This window comes from Gracilibacillus salitolerans (genome assembly GCF_009650095.1).
Lineage (GTDB): Bacteria > Bacillota > Bacilli > Bacillales > Amphibacillaceae > Gracilibacillus > Gracilibacillus salitolerans.
Genome location: NZ_CP045915.1, coordinates 745,882 through 761,518 on the forward strand (window position 1 = coordinate 745,882; position 15,637 = coordinate 761,518).

Consider the following 15,637-nt stretch of genomic DNA (forward strand, 5'->3'; position numbering starts at 1 on the left):
ATAACAAACAAGCCTCCTATGGTATACTAATTTTGAAAAAGGAGTGTGCAATATATGGAAACAAAAAATCAACAATTTTTCCGTGAATTTAATGAAGCCTTTGTCAAAGGGAATAGTGAAAAAATACTAGAAAGTGTAACTGATGATATCACATGGCGCATGGTCGGAAATGATACGATTAAGGGTATCGATAACTTAGAACAGGCACTACAAGGAATGGATAATGGCAATCAATTCGAACTCGAAATCGAGCATTTGATTACGCATGGAAAAGAAGGAGTCGTTAATGGCATTATTCATTCTACAGATAAAAATGGTGAACAGCGTCATTATAGTTTCTGCGATATTTACAAGTTAAATAAGCATAAAGATGGAAAAATAAAAGAAATCATCAGTTACGTGTTGGAGATCTAGCCGTGCGACAGTTATGGACGTTTGGTATAGAGCAGGCGAAATCGTGTATTTTTGCCGTTGTTATTTTTTCTACATTAGCGATTACACAAATAATGGATGTCTCTTTTATTCACCGTTATGATTTCATCCTTATCATATGTCTTATAACCCAAGTACTCATGCTTGTCACCAAACTGGAAACATGGGATGAGTTAAAAGTAATTTGTGTTTTTCACCTTATTGGTCTTGCGCTGGAAATATATAAAGTACATATGGGGTCTTGGAGTTATCCAGAAGAAGCTCTTACCAAGATAGTTGGTGTACCACTGTATAGCGGTTTTATGTATGCAAGTGTTGCCAGTTATTTGTGTCAGGCATGGCGTCGACTTGATGTCCAACTGGAAAAATGGCCGCCAACATGGACTGTTGCCATCTTGAGTGCAGCCATCTATTTTAACTTTTTCACTCATCACTATATCTATGATTTTCGCTGGGTGCTTAAGGTCGCAACGATTCTATTATTCTTGCAAACAATTGTCTATTATCGGGTAAATGGACGTACATATAAGATGCCACTAGTTCTTTCATTTGTATTAATTGGCTTTTTTATTTGGATAGCAGAGAATATTGCTACCTTTTTCGGTGCATGGCAATATCCAGGGCAATCTCAAACATGGCAAATCGTTCATTTAGGTAAAATTAGCTCCTGGCTCCTGTTAGTGATTGTCAGCTTTCTAATTGTAGCCATGTTAAAACACTTGAAGGAGAGGAGAGAATCCTATTAAAGTAAGAGGAAAAAATTCTCTTTTACAATATTATCAGAAAAAATCGCACATACAGAAAGCAACAACTGATTCTGTATGTGCTTTCCCTCTTATTTTTTTTGATCGGTAATATTCCTGCTATACACTTCTTCGATATAAGCCAGATATCCCTTCAAATCACGCTTTTCTTCTTCTCCTTCTAAATGAATGGCAAAGGATGCTAAAATAAGGATACTACCACACATAAACAACCAGATAAAAATACCAAATATTATTTCCATCATTCACCCTCCTTTATTCTTAGCTTAGATGGTGGAACGCGTTTCAGAGCAAGAAATTTTTTAGAAAAAAGGTGAAAATCTTGGCAAATATTCGTGATATCGCAAAAATGGCCGGCGTGTCAGTGACAACTGTTTCTCGAGTAATCAATGACCATCCATATGTTAGTGAAGATAAGCGGAAAGCAGTTATCGATGTGATGAGGAAAGTAGACTATCAGGTGAATCGAAATGCGGTAAGTCTTAGCCAGGGAAAATCTCATTTAATCGGTGTTGTCGTTCCTTTTGTAAAGCATCCATACTTTGGGCTGCTTATCGAGGGAATTGCAAAGCAAGCGGTAGAAAATCATTATCATTTTGTTCTCATTCAGACCAATTACGAAAAAGAAAGAGAGCAAGAAGCGTTAGATATGTTAAAACATAAACAAATTGATGGACTGATTATTTGTTCTCATATGATCGAATTAGCAACTATTGAAGCTTACCAGCAATACGGGAAAATTGTTGTCAGTGAAAATGCAGCAGGGAATAAAAGCATAGATTCTGTTTTTGTCGACCATTACCAAAGTTTTATGGATGCATTAGCTTACCTAAAACAAAAGGGATACAAAAGAATCGGTTACTGCATAGGGCGTGAATCAGGCTCAAATAGTTACTTTCGTCATCTGGCTTATAAAAATTTTCTGACACAATACCCGCAAAAGGAATTTGTTTTTACTGAAAACTATTATTTTGAAGATGGTCAAAAAGTGATGGATGAAATCTCAGAATTAACAGAAAAACCAGATGCATTGCTGGTAACGAGTGATGTGGTGGCAGCAGGCATCCTGACAGCTTGTAAGAACGCACATATGAAAGTACCAGAGGACATGGCAATCATTGGTTTCGATAATCAACCAATAGCAAAAATGATGGATATTACAACATTTGAAATACCGATTGCAACAATGGGTGAGCGGCTGTTTCAGCATGTTTTAGGAAAGGCAATCAATCGCCATGAAGAACTTTCGGTCAACCTTATAGAAAGAGGAACTGTTTAATAAATGTAAACGCTTTGTAAATTGTGTATAATAGCAGAAGGTGATACAACATGACAAAGCGCCTGAAAAAGCCAACGCATGAAGCGTTGGCTTTTTGTGTTTATCTTTATTCTTCAACTACAAATTCGAATCCACCGGAGAATTTAACTTCTTTACCGATTAATACGCCACCAGTTTCAAGTGGTGCATTCCAAGTTAAGCCATAATCTTCACGGTTGATTTTTCCTGTTACATCTGCACCGGCAATAGTATTACCTTGCATCGGGTCTTTTGCTTTTCCATTGTATTCTACTGTAAATGATTCTTCATTTGTTACACCTTTGATTGTTACATCACCAGTTACTTTAAATTCAGAATCACTTACTTTTGTGATTGATTTACTTACAAACGTAATATTTGGATATTGTTCCACATTAAAGAAATCCTCTGATTTTAAGTGACCATTACGATCATCGTTATTTGTTTCGATAGATGCTACATCGATTGTTACTTTTACACTAGCATTCTCAATATCGTCGAAATCTCCATTGAAATCAATATCAAAGTTTTGGAAGTCCCCTTTTGCCTTAGAAACCATCATATGTTTTACTTCAAAGTTTAGTGCACTGTGTACTTTGTCTAATGTTACATTAGCCATTTTAAAATTCCTCCCTAACAAAAATTAACTTACTTTATGTAACTAAGTATACAAATATTAATTAATTACGTCAAGTAATTTGATTATTTTATTTCTGTAAAAAAATTTGCTATACTATAATTAAAGAGGTGAGAACTATGGCAGACAAAACGATTTGTCCGAAGTTTGAATCGGCATTAAATATACTAAATAAACGATGGACTGGGTTAATTATTTTTCAATTGTTAGAAGGTGCACAGCGTTTTTCTACCATCGAAGCAACAATCGGTATTAGTGGTCGTGTTCTATCAGAACGGTTAAAAGATTTGGAAAAACAAGGCATCGTGAAACGCCATGTCTATGATGAAACACCGGTCAGAATCGAATATGCCCTAACAGAAAAAGGAAAAGCTTTAGAACCAGTATTAGAAAGCATCCAAAATTGGGCAGATGGCTGGATGGAAAAAGAAAAACAATCATTTGTGTAACTCTTACCCGAAATAAATAGAACTGAAACTGTGGAGTAGATGCTTCGCAGTTTCTTTGTGTACAATAAAGGTTAAGGAGTGATAAACATGAAAGTGATTTTAGATTGTGATCCGGGGCATGATGATGCGATTGCTATGATTCTGGCAGCATCTAAGATTAGTCCATTAGATATTGTCGGCATTACAACTGTCTCGGGAAATGTAGAAGTAGAAAAAAATACCTTAAATGCATTGAAGGTTTGTGATATTATCGGTTTAACCGATGTTCCGGTAGTACAAGGTGCAGCAAGACCGATGGTAAGAGAACCAGAAATAGCAGAGCATATTCATGGAGAAACAGGTTTAGACGGTCCTAATCTGCCGAAGACACCAAAAAGAACGGCGATTAGTCAACATGCCGTTGATTTTATTATTGATCAATTACACCAATCTGAAGAGCCGATTACATTAGTACCGACAGGTCCATTAACTAATATTGCCTTGGCTCTAGTAAAAGCCCCTTCTATCAAGACCAAGATAAAGGAAATTGTCTTAATGGGCGGGGGCACCTTTGGTAATTGGACACCTGCAGCAGAATTTAATATTTACGTCGATGCAGAAGCTGCTAAGGTCGTATTCCAGAGCGGGATCCCGATCCGGATGTTTGGACTAGATGTAACACACCAGGCATTGGCCACCAGAGAAACGGTAGAACAGTTAAGAGAAATCTCCAACTCAGTAAGTGAATTTGTGGCAGAGTTATTAGTCTTTTTTATGCAAGCATATAAAGACTATTTTGCATTTCCAGGTGGTCCGATTCATGATGCCTGTACGGTTGCACATCTCATTGATCCTTCTATTTTTGAGTTTGAACATGTTCATGTTGCAATAGAAACAAAAGGGGAGCACACCTACGGGATGACTGTTGTTGATCGTTTAGCTGTAACAGGTCGGGAGCCGAATGCTTATTTTGCTACTGGACTCGATCAGGAAAAATTTTGGAGTTTATTCAAAAAAGCGTTAGAATCATACTCCGACTGAGAGGAGATGGAAGGAATGAATCAACCCAAAATCACGGTGATTGGCAGTATTAATATGGACTTAGTTACAGAAACAGATATCGTACCAGTCCAAGGGGAAACGGTAAGGGGGACCAATTTTCAAACGATTCCTGGTGGAAAAGGTGCGAACCAGGCAGTAGCTGCTGCTCGTCTTGGAGCGGAAGTAACGATGATTGGCCGTGTCGGTGACGATCAATTTGGGGATGTATTGATGGATCAATTACGGAAAGAAAATATTCAAGTAGACCACATTGATCATGTAAGTCATACCCCAACCGGTCTGGCTAATATCATTTTATCTGAGCAGGATAATCGAATCATTATCATTGCCGGAGCAAATGGCAAAGTGACAAAGGATTATATTGAACAAATAAAAGCTGCCATACTTACGAGTGACTATGTCTTGCTTCAATTTGAAATTCCAAAAGAAACAATTTTCTTCAGTATTGAATTATGCCATAAACATGGGATTCCTGTTATTGTTAACCCTGCACCAGCTATGGAATTAGATAAAGCAACATGGGAAAAAGCTACATATATTACTCCAAACGAAACCGAACGACAACAACTATTCGGTAATCAGCATAACGAGAAATTAATTATCACAAAAGGCAAACAAGGTGTATCTTTTGTAGAAGCTGGCAAAGAGCAAGAAGTAAGTGCTCATTCTGTTGATGTTGTAGATACAACAGGTGCAGGTGATACCTTTAATGGAGCACTGGCAGTAGCATTAGCAGAAGGACAATCCTTAACGAAGGCAGTCACGTTTGCGAATGCAGCAGCAGCGTTATCCGTCGGCGAGATAGGAGCCCAAGGCGGCATGCCGACTAGAGAACAAGTAGAACAATTTTTAGAAAAAGGTTGATTGTTATGACGGCACAAATATTGAACAATGATTGGACAAAACTATTAGAAGATGAATTTGAAAAGGATTATTATGTAGAATTGCGAGAGTTTTTGAAAAGGGAGTATCAAAACTATACAATTTATCCCAATATGTACGATATTTATAATGCGTTACATTACACGCCTTTTCATCAAGTAAAAGTGGTGATTCTTGGCCAGGACCCTTATCATGGTCCGAATCAGGCACATGGTTTAAGTTTTTCGGTTAAGCCAGAAGTTGATATTCCACCTTCCTTGAAAAATATATATAAGGAATTACATGCAGACATTGGCTGTCCCATCCCTAATCATGGTTATCTCGTAAAATGGGCAGAACAAGGTGTACTGCTACTTAACAACGTATTGACAGTAAGACAGGGACAAGCACATTCTCATCGTGGTATGGGATGGGAGCAATTTACTGATCAAGTCATCCTGACCTTGAATCAAAAAGAAACACCTGTCGTATATATACTTTGGGGAGCAGCAGCACAGAAAAAACAAGCACTGATTGATTTATCCAAACATTATGTGCTCAAATCACCCCATCCAAGCCCATTATCGGCACATAGAGGATTCTTCGGTAGCAACCCATTTTCCAAGACTAATCAAATTCTCGAACAAAATGGACAGCAATCGATTGATTGGGAGATTGAGTAGGTTAATAGGATTGGTAAAAGCCATTTAAAAGGTAAAAGTGTTCATAGAAGTAATCTATGAACACTTTTTTGCGGTTAATGAGTAATCTAGATATATGTTCCGGACTACATACATACACTCGGCGCTGTGTAAGATGAGATAAACAACAAATCTAGAAGATGGTAGTCAACTATCCATTTTCCACACTAGTTATTTATTCTGCAACATTTCCTTAATTTCCCTGATTTCTTTGCGTAACTCTCTTATTTCACTTGTATCCTCTTTGATTTCATCGGTGTCTTCTTCAATATCGTCGGTAATTTTTTGTGCATTATTAACGATTTCCCCCACGATTAAATTAATCATGATGAATGTAGCAATCACAATAAACGATAGGAAGTACAGCCATGACCATGGTTCCTCTGCAAAAATCGGGCGAAAAATCCCGCTAGCCCAGGATTCTAAAGTGAAAATCTGAAATAATGTAACAAAGCTTAAAAAGATATCACCGAAATATTCAGGCGCAATATCACCATAGAATGAGGTTCCTAGAATGGCATACACATAGAATATGATCAGCATAATTAATAACACACTGCTGATGGTAGGAATAGCCATAAATAAAGCCGAAACAATTCGCCTTAGTGTAGGAATAACCGTAATCGTACGGAAGACCCTCAAGACACGGAAAATACGTAACACACTAACAAAAGGGGTACTGTATAAAATCAGACTTCCAAGTACAATAACAAAGTCAAAAATATTCCAAGGATTAGAGAAATAACTTTTTTTCAATACGACCATTTTTAAAATAACCTCTATTGTAAAAATGGTGAGAATGATGATATCAATAACTAAAAAGAAACTATGATAGTCTTCATATATATTGGGGAAAGTTTCAAGTCCTATTAATATTGCATTCAATATGATTAGACCTGTAATAAACCAATTGAAACGTTTATGCATAACAAATTTTCTTAATGAATTCATCCGATTTCTCCTTTTCTATATAACAAATCACATTATATCTATCAAAGTTATTTTAAAATGAAAATAGAATAAACACAAACTTGATACAATATGAGAAAAGGAGTTGGTATAAATGAAACGTCACGAAGCATTACACCCATTATCTCATCACCATCACCACACGTTGGTTATGGCACAACAGTTAAAAAATGCAGATGATAAAGCAAGTATTCAACAGATGACAAGAGATGTCATTAACTTCTGGCAGCATGATGGAGAAGACCATTTTCGGGATGAAGAAGAAGTGTTATTACCGTTATATGCCCAATATGAAACAGTTGATATTCCGGAAATTCAGGAAATGCTGATTCAACATGTCCAAATAAGAAGCTATGTCCAGCAGATCAGAGGAACGCAACGTAAGGATCGTCAAATCTTTCGGAACTTAGGCGAGTTGTTGCAAAAGCATGTCCGCTTAGAAGAGCGTGTTATTTTCCCAATGATTGAACAAGCAATTCCTGAGAATTACTTGTATCAGGCGAACGGCAGGTTTCATCGTGATACCTATAGTGGATTTTAAAAATAATTAGGATACAATTTCTATTTTTTGCTATAATGTCATTTATAGCACTAGAAAATAGAAAGAAGTGACCCTTGTGCGTAAAAAGTTAAGTGTTATCTACCATAAAATAAGTAATTTATCTGGTATTCACCTTATTGTGTTATTTTATTGTTCAGCTGCATTATTATCTACATTAATACTGAGTATCCCGTACTTCCACCGTGAAGGTGTAAAGGTATCATGGTTAGATAGTATCTTTACAGCAGTAAGTGCCATCAGTGTAACAGGACTGACCGTTGTATCCACAGCTGATACGTTTAATACTGTCGGTTATTTCGTTCTAGCGTTTGTATTGCAATTTGGTGGTATAGGTATTATGACGTTAGGGACGTTTATTTATATCCTGCTTGGTAAAAAAATAGGAATACGAACAAGGCAATTGATTCGAATTGATCAAAATCGCAACACGTTAGCAGGATTAGTCCAATTAATGTTGAAAATTTTGAGAACGATTCTAGTCATCGAATTGTTTGGTGCGTTTGTATTATCTATTCATTTTCTGAAGTACTTTGATACATGGCAGGAAGCGTTAATACAAGGGATTTTCGCATCTGTGAGTGCGACGACAAATGCAGGATTTGATATTACAGGTACATCTCTGGAGCCTTTTGCACATGACTACTTTGTCCAATTTATTACTATCCTTCTTTTAGTTCTAGGAGCGATTGGATTTCCGGTTTTATTAGAATTACAGGACGTGCTTTGGGGAAGATATCGCGATTTAAAGTGGAAATATCAGTTCACTTTATTTGCCAAAGTTACAACGATTACGTTTTTTATATTAATTGTGATCGGAGCATTAGGTATTTTTCTATTTGAACATAACCATTTCTTGCAAGATAAGGCCTGGCATGAGTCCTTGTTTTACAGTCTCTTTCAGTCTGTAACAACACGGAATGGTGGTTTGGCAACAATGGATGTTGCAGAATTCACCACACCTACGTTATTACTTTTATGTGCGCTCATGTTTATTGGAGCATCACCTAGTAGTGTTGGTGGCGGGATTAGAACCACAACGTTTGCCATCATGATGCTGGCTATTTTTCATTATGCAAAAGGGCATAATACGATTAAAGTATTCAAACGTGAGGTTGATCCAGAGGATGTGACAAGGTCGTTTATCGTCGCGATAACAGCTATCATGTTATGTGGTAGTGCTATCGTGTTTTTGATTTGGATAGAACCATTGTCGAATATGGCGATAGTTTTTGAAGTGTTTTCGGCTTTTGGTACAACAGGGTTGTCGATGGGAATTACATCTGATTTATCAGCAATCGGAAAAATCGTGATCATTTTGTTGATGTTTATCGGACGAATTGGAATTTTCTCATTCCTGTTCTTAATTCGTGGAGATGATGTCCATGACCGCTACCATTACCCAAAAGAAAAGATGATAATTGGATAAATCTATGATAAACTATCCTCTAGTTTGAATTACACTAAGGGGTCAATGAGATGATTAGCATGTATAAAATGAAACATTTGACGAAACAATGGACAGCCATTCATCATATCGTTATCTATTATTTATTAGCAGTAATTATTGGTACTATTATTGTTAGTTTGCCAATTTTCCATAGACCGGGGGTTGAGTTATCGTTTATTGACGCTATGTTCACTGCGGTTACCTCGATTAGTGTGACAGGTTTAACGGTAATTACCATCTCAGATGTTTTTAACCCTGCAGGTCAGATAGCCATTGCGGTTATTCTTCATCTTGGTGGTATAGGGATTATGGCGATGGGTACCTTCATCTGGGTGGTGCTTGGTAAAAAAATTGGTATTCGCAGTCGGAAAATGATTATGGTCGAACAAAACAGTAAAACATTATCCGGTCTGGTTAAATTAATGTTGGAAATCTTTAAATTGATCTTGTTGATTGAGTTAATAGGTGCTGCTATTTTATCGATTCATTTCCTCAATTATTATGACAGTGTCGGAGAAGCTGTGTTACACGGTTTATTTGGAGCTGTCAGCGCGACTACGAATGGTGGCTTGGATATTACTGGTGCTTCTTTGATCCCGTTTGCTGATGATTATTTTGTTCAATTTATCAATATCATTCTGATTGTTTTAGGAGCTATTGGTTTTCCGGTGTTAGTGGAAGTACAGGAAGTTTTGAAAGGGAGAACCCAAGTTATAAATGACCGGCATAAATTTTCTTTGTTTACCAAAATCACAACAGTTACATTCTTTTGGCTGGTTGTCATTGGAACATTGCTAATCTTTTTACTAGAGAAAGACGCCTTTTTTGCGGATAAAACATGGCATGAAACTTTCTTCTATAGCTTATTCCAGTCGGTTACCAGTAGAAGTGGCGGTTTGGCAACAATGGATGTTTCCGAATTTTCGGTGGCAACTCTGTTCTTAATCAGTGCGTTAATGTTTATAGGTGCTTCTCCAAGTAGTGTTGGCGGGGGGATTCGTACGACGACGTTTGCCATCATGCTCTTGACTATTTGGAATTATGCAAAAGGGAATTCAAGTGTAAAAGTATTCGGGCGTGAAATTCATCAAGAAGATACTTTACGATCTTTTATCGTTATCACTACTGCATTAATGCTTTGTGGAGGATCTATTATCGTTTTAAATACAACAGAGCCTTTTAGTCTAATGGAAATTATCTTTGAAGTATCCTCTGCATTTGGAACTACCGGTTTATCGATGGGGATTACATCGGAATTATCAACTTTTGGCAAAAGTTTAATCATGTGTCTCATGTTTATCGGTCGTATAGGTGTCTTTACATTCCTGTTTATCATACGTGGAGATGATACAAAAGACCGTTTCCACTATCCAACTGAACGAGTTATTATCGGATAACCCTAAGTCCTTAGCCTAGGGTTATTTTTTATGAGGAAAGTAGAGAATAATAAATGGATTCACTTTCCTCGTTCTGAATTTTGAATGAGAGCTTTGATACGCTGCGAAAAGATGCTCGACTTTGTATAATCGGGCGTGTGGCGGACATTTGTTCCGTTATTTGTGACAAAAGTGCCGTTTTTATGATGTTGGTGGACATCTATTCCGCTATTCATCCAAAATAACGTTAATTTTTAACGAAAGTTGCTGAATAAGGGATTATATGTCCGCTGACATCGAAAAATGGATGTTATTCTACCAAATAACGCACTAAATGTCCGCCTAGCGTTATAGCACAATTGACAAATCTTCCCGCATTCGAGAAATCCAAGATTTTCTTCTTTCACCTAGATTAATCAGTAGGAAAAGGGGGCTTAAATATAGTATAGTTGTAGGTAGTAATAGTTTCGGATAGAGGTAGTGAGCAGAATGGAGGCGGAGAAAATGGATTATGGAAACGAAGTAGCGCAAATTCTAGAAAATATAGAAAAAGTCATGATAGGAAAGGAACGTGAAGTAACACTTAGTCTTGTTGCTCTGTTAGCTGATGGGCATGTATTACTGGAAGACGTACCAGGGGTAGGAAAAACCATGATGGTACGTGCACTATCTAAATCATTAAATTGTGATTTTAAACGGATTCAGTTCACACCTGATTTATTACCTTCAGATGTAACAGGTGTTTCAATATATAATCCAAAAGAAATGGTATTTGAATTCCGAAGTGGACCTATTTTTGGTGATATCGTATTAGCTGATGAGATTAATAGAACCTCACCAAAAACCCAATCCGCTTTACTAGAAGCAATGGAAGAAATGAATGTAACAGTAGATGGTATGACGAAACCACTGAACAAGCCTTTCTTCGTGATGGCCACGCAAAACCCTGTAGACTATGAAGGAACTTATCCATTACCGGAAGCACAGCTTGACCGCTTTCTTATGAAATTAAGTATGGGTTATCCCAATGAAGTGGATGAATTAGAAATGTTAAATCGAACAGATCGTGAGCATCCGATTGATGAGATAGAGGCAGTAATAAATAAAGAACAATTACTGAAAATGCAAAAAGAAGTGGATCGTCTTTATGTTGATAACACAGTGAAGCGTTATATTGTTCAACTGGTATCACAAACGCGAAAAAGTCCTTACGTTCAACTAGGGGTTAGTCCACGTGGTTCGATCGCATTGATGAAAGCAGCCAAAGCATATGCCTATATTCAAAAACGTGATTATGTGATACCGGATGATGTCGTTTATTTAGCGCCTTATGTGTTATCTCATCGGGTAATATTACGTCCAGAAGCAAGGTATGAAGGGGTTACCCAGTCTTCTCTTATAAAGCAAATTTTAGAAGAAATCGATGTTCCTGTGCGAAAGGAATTGCATGGATGAAACCAATGATTCGAAAAATCGTAAGAGAACTGCAACTACTTCTTTTGCTAGGGATCCTGTTCGTATTTGCGATGTTTCAAGGGGGATTTGTTAGCTGGTTCCTATTTTATAGTATGTTGCCTATTATTTTCTATATGTTGTTCATCCCTTTCTATCCCATTCATCATTGGAAGATAGATAGAAAGGTATCGGATCGGTATCTGGAAACAGGCGGTAATATAGAGGTAACCATTACGATCAGACGCAAATCGCCCTTTCCTATGTTCTATTTAGTTTTGGAGGAAGTATTACCAGAAACACTTCAATTTCAAGATGTTGGAAAGAAAAAATATCAGTACCTCTCCGACCGGCAATCGTATAATAGAAAACGTCATGTAAAAAAAGTAATATATCCAGGTTTTCAGAAAGAATTCACTATTCATTACCGAATAGAACATTTACCAAGAGGAAAACATCATTTGTCAGATATCAATCTAAGAATAGGTGATCCATTCGGTTTTGTTGAATGTAAATATCTTTTTTCTGCCGCAAAAGAGTTTTTTGTTTATCCCGCCATTCAAGATTTGAAGTGGAAACAGCAATCTATGAGTTTAGAAGAAGGTACCACTTCCTCACATATCCATGATGAAAAGCTAACAAATGTTGTATCAGGTGTTCGTGAATATATTCCTGGAGATCGCTTTTCATGGATTGATTGGAAAACCACTGCTCGAAAAAATACAGTGATGACAAAAGAGTTTGAACAGGAAAAAGACTCAAGTATTGTCGTCATTTTAGATGTAGGTGGATTACAACAATCTCAACGATTAGTGTTCGAAGCAGTTGTGGAATGGACAGCATCTATTTTACAATCTCTTCGTAAGAAAGATCAAAGTATCTCGTTTTATACGTTTGGGAAATCGGAGAGATTTTTCTCTAATCAACAATTACAGTTCCAATTTCCAGCAGTACAAAACTATCTCTCAACAGTAAAACAAGAGCAGGTATCATTAGCAGAACGAATGGTAACACCGATGAAGGAGCTATCGAGAGGGAGCGTCATTTTGTTTGTTATTCATCACTTAGATGAGTTGCTAGTAGAGAGGCTTTCCAACTGGAAGAAGCAAGATTATACATTAGTAGTTTGCTATGTTATTCCGGAAAAACAACTGGATGCTAAAGAAGAACAATATATTCGGTCCCTACGTTTGAAAAATATTAGTGTACAAACTGTAACAGAAAAGCAGTTAATGCAAGAACAATGGGAGGTGCAGGCATCTCGATGAGAAAAAGTATATCCTTAGAATCTGTATCTTCTTTTATTCTATTATTAGCAGGATTTATATTGTTTTGGGAATGGTTACGTCCGTTAGAACAAATAACAGATACAGGTAGTGTCTATTTGTTTATCATTTACACTGCCATTTGTTTTGTTACTTCTTTTTTTATGAAGAACGTATTGGCGAAGTTCATGATTAAGTTTTTCTCTCTACTGTTTATACTGGATTATTTATTTCTAGATGCTACTTTGTTATCTCCAGAATGGATGCAGACCTTGACGTTGGAGCTGAGATTTAATCTTGAGGCGGTTTGGGAAAATGACTGGACATTAATGACTTCTTTTTTTAGAAGCTTTTTATTCTTGTTATTGTTATGGCTTATGAGTTATTTATTACACTATTGGTTTATGGTAGCTAAAAAATTCTTTCTATTTGTTGTCTTAACGTTTATTTATTTAGCAGTATTGGATACGTATACGATATATGATGCACAATCAGCAATGGTTAGAACGTTTATTGTATCGTTTTTGGTACTTGGTCTCAGCAGATATGTAAAACTGATGGACAATGTGGAATCAAATAGTACTAGGAAACATGTATGGAGCTGGATGACGCCGGTTATTGTTATTGTTCTTTTCGCTACAATACTAGGAATCTATTCACCGAAGTTAAACCCGCAGTGGCCTGATCCTGTTCCTTTTATTCAAAGTACAGCGGGGCATGTCGGTTTTAGTGGTGGTCCAGTACAGAAAGTCGGTTATGGTGAAGATGATTCACAATTAGGGGGTTCTTTTGTACAGGATGATTCTCCTGTGTTTGAAGCAATTGCCCATGATGATATTTATTGGCGGATCGAATCGAAAGACTTGTATACCGGAAAAGGCTGGGAGCGTTCGACCGAGTTAGACTTCCAGGAATTAAACAATGGTGATATAGAGTGGAGTACCTTTATACGTCAACAGACAGAAACAACTTCATACAGTGCTACGGTACGACCGGTGACCCAAAATCAATTATCAAGAGCAGTGTATCCTTATGGTATTAATCATATCACATCATCTGGACAGGACCCGTTTTTTACGGATAGTCAGTTTGGTCTCATAGAATCAGAGTCCTCAGAACAAAATCAAAATTTGTCTTATTCCATTGAGTATGATGCACCTTCCTTCTCAATTAATGAGTTGAGGAGTAATTCAGATAATGATCCGGCAGATGTTAAAGAACAGTATTTGCAATTACCGGATAGTTTACCTGACCGTGTCCGAGATTTAGCAACAGAAATAACGGAAGGGGAAGACACCAGATATGATAAAGCGCAGGCGATAGAAGGCTTTTTCTCTTCGAGTGGGTATGTGTATCAAATTGAAGATGTATCTGTACCGGAAAATGGTGAGGATTACGTTGATCAATTTTTATTTGAGACAAAAATAGGTTATTGTGATAATTTTTCTACTTCTATGGTAGTTATGCTTCGTGCTTTGGATATCCCGGCACGGTGGGTGAAAGGGTTCACCGGTGGCGTGGAAGCAGCAGATCAGCCATCTCTTCCAGATGATTACTCCTTATATGAAGTGACGAATAATAATGCACACTCATGGGTTGAGGTGTATTTCCCTGAAAGTGGCTGGGTGCCTTTTGAACCAACAAGTGGATTTACTAATCCAACTGACTTCTATCTGGAAACGAGCGGAGATGTGAACACCGAAGATTATATGATAGATGATGAGGAAACGGAAGAAGAAAATGAACAAGAATCAAATGAAGAAGCGCAGGGAAATGAACAACTAAATCCAGCTGAAGATGATAATGAAGTTGGTGGTACAAGTAACGAAGATGAAGGAAATGGTGGGATTTATTACTGGATCGGAGCTGTGCTGCTTATCTTTGTGATTCTGGCTGTGGTTGTTTATCTTAAACGTTATGAACTAAGAGATTGGTATATGCTAAAGAAATGGTATCGATTAAAAGAAAGATTAGAGATAGAAGCATCTTATGTCTATCTACTGGAAATACTAGAAAAAAGAGGGATGCCTAGAACGAAAGGACAGACTTTACGGCAGTATGCAAAAGAAGTGGACAGGCGTTTAGGAACTTCAGAAATGTATGATATCACACTGGCATATGAAGAATACTTGTATCGTGACCAAACGTCACCGTCAAAGGATAACAAGCGATTACAAGGCTTATTCCAACGAATGATTGATCAAATATTAGCTTGACCAGTCTCGTATCGATTGATAGAATAGATAAAATTAAAGCGAGTAATTCGATGCAGTTTTCCCTGCATCATCACATCACCTTCATATATGTTTGAGAATAAGGCTCAAACGTTTCTACCCGAACACCATAAATGTTCGGACTATGAAGGCGGGGGTCTTGCCTTAGAT

Annotated in this window: 16 protein-coding genes and 1 riboswitch; of the genes, 13 read left to right on the plus strand and 3 right to left on the minus strand. The window is 37.2% G+C overall.

Annotated features, from left to right (window positions below; translation table 11 throughout):
• Positions 1-54 precede the first annotated feature (54 nt).
• Both GI584_RS03760 and GI584_RS03765 read left to right on the plus strand, forming a co-directional pair.
• Positions 55-414: a nuclear transport factor 2 family protein gene (locus GI584_RS03760; protein ID WP_153790286.1), complete on the plus strand. Its 360-nt coding sequence runs from the start codon at positions 55-57 to the stop codon at positions 412-414.
• Between the two features lie 2 nt (positions 415-416).
• On the plus strand, positions 417-1,178 hold the full coding sequence (locus tag GI584_RS03765) for a DUF817 domain-containing protein (RefSeq protein ID WP_153790287.1): 762 nt from the start codon (positions 417-419) through the stop codon (positions 1,176-1,178).
• 89 nt (positions 1,179-1,267) lie between these two features.
• On the opposite strand, the gene GI584_RS03770 is transcribed toward GI584_RS03765, so the two are convergent.
• Positions 1,268-1,438, minus strand: a complete 171-nt coding sequence (locus GI584_RS03770) for a hypothetical protein (RefSeq protein WP_153790288.1) — start codon at positions 1,436-1,438, stop codon at positions 1,268-1,270.
• An 80-nt stretch (positions 1,439-1,518) separates the two neighbouring features.
• Between GI584_RS03770 and GI584_RS03775 the strand changes: the two genes are divergently transcribed.
• A complete protein-coding gene (locus GI584_RS03775; RefSeq protein WP_153790289.1) occupies positions 1,519-2,475 on the plus strand; it encodes a LacI family DNA-binding transcriptional regulator in 957 nt (318 codons plus the stop codon).
• Positions 2,476-2,581: 106 nt separating this feature from the next.
• Here the strand turns inward: GI584_RS03775 and GI584_RS03780 are convergent, their stop codons facing one another.
• Positions 2,582-3,112: a YceI family protein gene (locus tag GI584_RS03780; RefSeq protein ID WP_153790290.1), complete on the minus strand. Its 531-nt coding sequence runs from the start codon at positions 3,110-3,112 to the stop codon at positions 2,582-2,584.
• 137 nt (positions 3,113-3,249) lie between these two features.
• Here GI584_RS03780 and GI584_RS03785 point away from each other — a divergent pair, with 137 nt between their 5' ends.
• The 4 genes from GI584_RS03785 (at position 3,250) to GI584_RS03800 (ending at position 6,164) form a co-directional block, all read left to right on the plus strand.
• A complete protein-coding gene (locus GI584_RS03785; protein WP_100361961.1) occupies positions 3,250-3,579 on the plus strand; it encodes a winged helix-turn-helix transcriptional regulator in 330 nt (109 codons plus the stop codon).
• A gap of 87 nt (positions 3,580-3,666) precedes the next feature.
• Complete coding sequence (locus GI584_RS03790; protein ID WP_153790291.1) at positions 3,667-4,599, plus strand: nucleoside hydrolase; 933 nt, start codon at positions 3,667-3,669, stop codon at positions 4,597-4,599.
• Positions 4,600-4,614: 15 nt separating this feature from the next.
• A complete protein-coding gene (gene rbsK / locus GI584_RS03795; protein ID WP_153790292.1) occupies positions 4,615-5,484 on the plus strand; it encodes a ribokinase in 870 nt (289 codons plus the stop codon).
• A 5-nt stretch (positions 5,485-5,489) separates the two neighbouring features.
• Entirely contained in the window at positions 5,490-6,164 is a 675-nt protein-coding gene (locus tag GI584_RS03800) for a uracil-DNA glycosylase (protein WP_153790293.1), read from the plus strand.
• Between the two features lie 189 nt (positions 6,165-6,353).
• Here the strand turns inward: GI584_RS03800 and GI584_RS03805 are convergent, their stop codons facing one another.
• Positions 6,354-7,133 (minus strand): ion transporter, encoded by a 780-nt coding sequence (locus tag GI584_RS03805; protein ID WP_153790294.1) that lies wholly within the window; start codon positions 7,131-7,133, stop codon positions 6,354-6,356.
• Between the two features lie 112 nt (positions 7,134-7,245).
• Here GI584_RS03805 and GI584_RS03810 point away from each other — a divergent pair, with 112 nt between their 5' ends.
• The 6 genes from GI584_RS03810 to GI584_RS03835 all read left to right on the plus strand — a co-directional run bounded on the left by GI584_RS03810 (position 7,246) and on the right by GI584_RS03835 (position 15,469).
• The gene (locus GI584_RS03810) at positions 7,246-7,692 is read left to right on the plus strand and encodes a hemerythrin domain-containing protein (protein WP_153790295.1); all 447 of its coding nucleotides are present in this window, start codon (positions 7,246-7,248) and stop codon (positions 7,690-7,692) included.
• 76 nt (positions 7,693-7,768) lie between these two features.
• Positions 7,769-9,139: a TrkH family potassium uptake protein gene (locus GI584_RS03815; protein WP_153790296.1), complete on the plus strand. Its 1,371-nt coding sequence runs from the start codon at positions 7,769-7,771 to the stop codon at positions 9,137-9,139.
• Positions 9,140-9,189: 50 nt separating this feature from the next.
• Positions 9,190-10,557: a TrkH family potassium uptake protein gene (locus GI584_RS03820; protein WP_153790297.1), complete on the plus strand. Its 1,368-nt coding sequence runs from the start codon at positions 9,190-9,192 to the stop codon at positions 10,555-10,557.
• A gap of 483 nt (positions 10,558-11,040) precedes the next feature.
• Positions 11,041-11,991 (plus strand): AAA family ATPase, encoded by a 951-nt coding sequence (locus GI584_RS03825; RefSeq protein WP_153790298.1) that lies wholly within the window; start codon positions 11,041-11,043, stop codon positions 11,989-11,991.
• On the plus strand, positions 11,988-13,256 hold the full coding sequence (locus GI584_RS03830; RefSeq protein WP_153790299.1) for a DUF58 domain-containing protein: 1,269 nt from the start codon (positions 11,988-11,990) through the stop codon (positions 13,254-13,256). The genes GI584_RS03825 and GI584_RS03830 overlap by 4 nt, the downstream gene beginning before the upstream one ends.
• The gene (locus GI584_RS03835) at positions 13,253-15,469 is read left to right on the plus strand and encodes a DUF4129 domain-containing transglutaminase family protein (RefSeq protein WP_153790300.1); all 2,217 of its coding nucleotides are present in this window, start codon (positions 13,253-13,255) and stop codon (positions 15,467-15,469) included. The genes GI584_RS03830 and GI584_RS03835 overlap by 4 nt, the downstream gene beginning before the upstream one ends.
• A 61-nt stretch (positions 15,470-15,530) precedes the next feature.
• A riboswitch (purine riboswitch) is annotated at positions 15,531-15,632 on the plus strand.
• The last annotated feature ends 5 nt before the right edge of the window (positions 15,633-15,637 follow it).

Excerpts from the sequence above, each read along its gene's own strand:
- GI584_RS03760 (WP_153790286.1), top strand. The coding sequence starts at position 55 with ATGGAAACAAAAAATCAACAATTTTTCCGTGAATTTAATGAAGCCTTT.
- GI584_RS03770 (WP_153790288.1), bottom strand. The coding sequence starts at position 1,438 with ATGGAAATAATATTTGGTATTTTTATCTGGTTGTTTATGTGTGGTAGT.
- GI584_RS03780 (WP_153790290.1), bottom strand. The coding sequence starts at position 3,112 with ATGGCTAATGTAACATTAGACAAAGTACACAGTGCACTAAACTTTGAA.
- GI584_RS03785 (WP_100361961.1), top strand. The coding sequence starts at position 3,250 with ATGGCAGACAAAACGATTTGTCCGAAGTTTGAATCGGCATTAAATATA.
- GI584_RS03790 (WP_153790291.1), top strand. The coding sequence starts at position 3,667 with ATGAAAGTGATTTTAGATTGTGATCCGGGGCATGATGATGCGATTGCT.
- rbsK (WP_153790292.1), top strand. The coding sequence starts at position 4,615 with ATGAATCAACCCAAAATCACGGTGATTGGCAGTATTAATATGGACTTA.
- GI584_RS03800 (WP_153790293.1), top strand. The coding sequence starts at position 5,490 with ATGACGGCACAAATATTGAACAATGATTGGACAAAACTATTAGAAGAT.
- GI584_RS03805 (WP_153790294.1), bottom strand. The coding sequence starts at position 7,133 with ATGAATTCATTAAGAAAATTTGTTATGCATAAACGTTTCAATTGGTTT.
- GI584_RS03810 (WP_153790295.1), top strand. The coding sequence starts at position 7,246 with ATGAAACGTCACGAAGCATTACACCCATTATCTCATCACCATCACCAC.
- GI584_RS03820 (WP_153790297.1), top strand. The coding sequence starts at position 9,190 with ATGATTAGCATGTATAAAATGAAACATTTGACGAAACAATGGACAGCC.
- GI584_RS03825 (WP_153790298.1), top strand. The coding sequence starts at position 11,041 with ATGGATTATGGAAACGAAGTAGCGCAAATTCTAGAAAATATAGAAAAA.
- GI584_RS03830 (WP_153790299.1), top strand. The coding sequence starts at position 11,988 with ATGAAACCAATGATTCGAAAAATCGTAAGAGAACTGCAACTACTTCTT.
- GI584_RS03835 (WP_153790300.1), top strand. The coding sequence starts at position 13,253 with ATGAGAAAAAGTATATCCTTAGAATCTGTATCTTCTTTTATTCTATTA.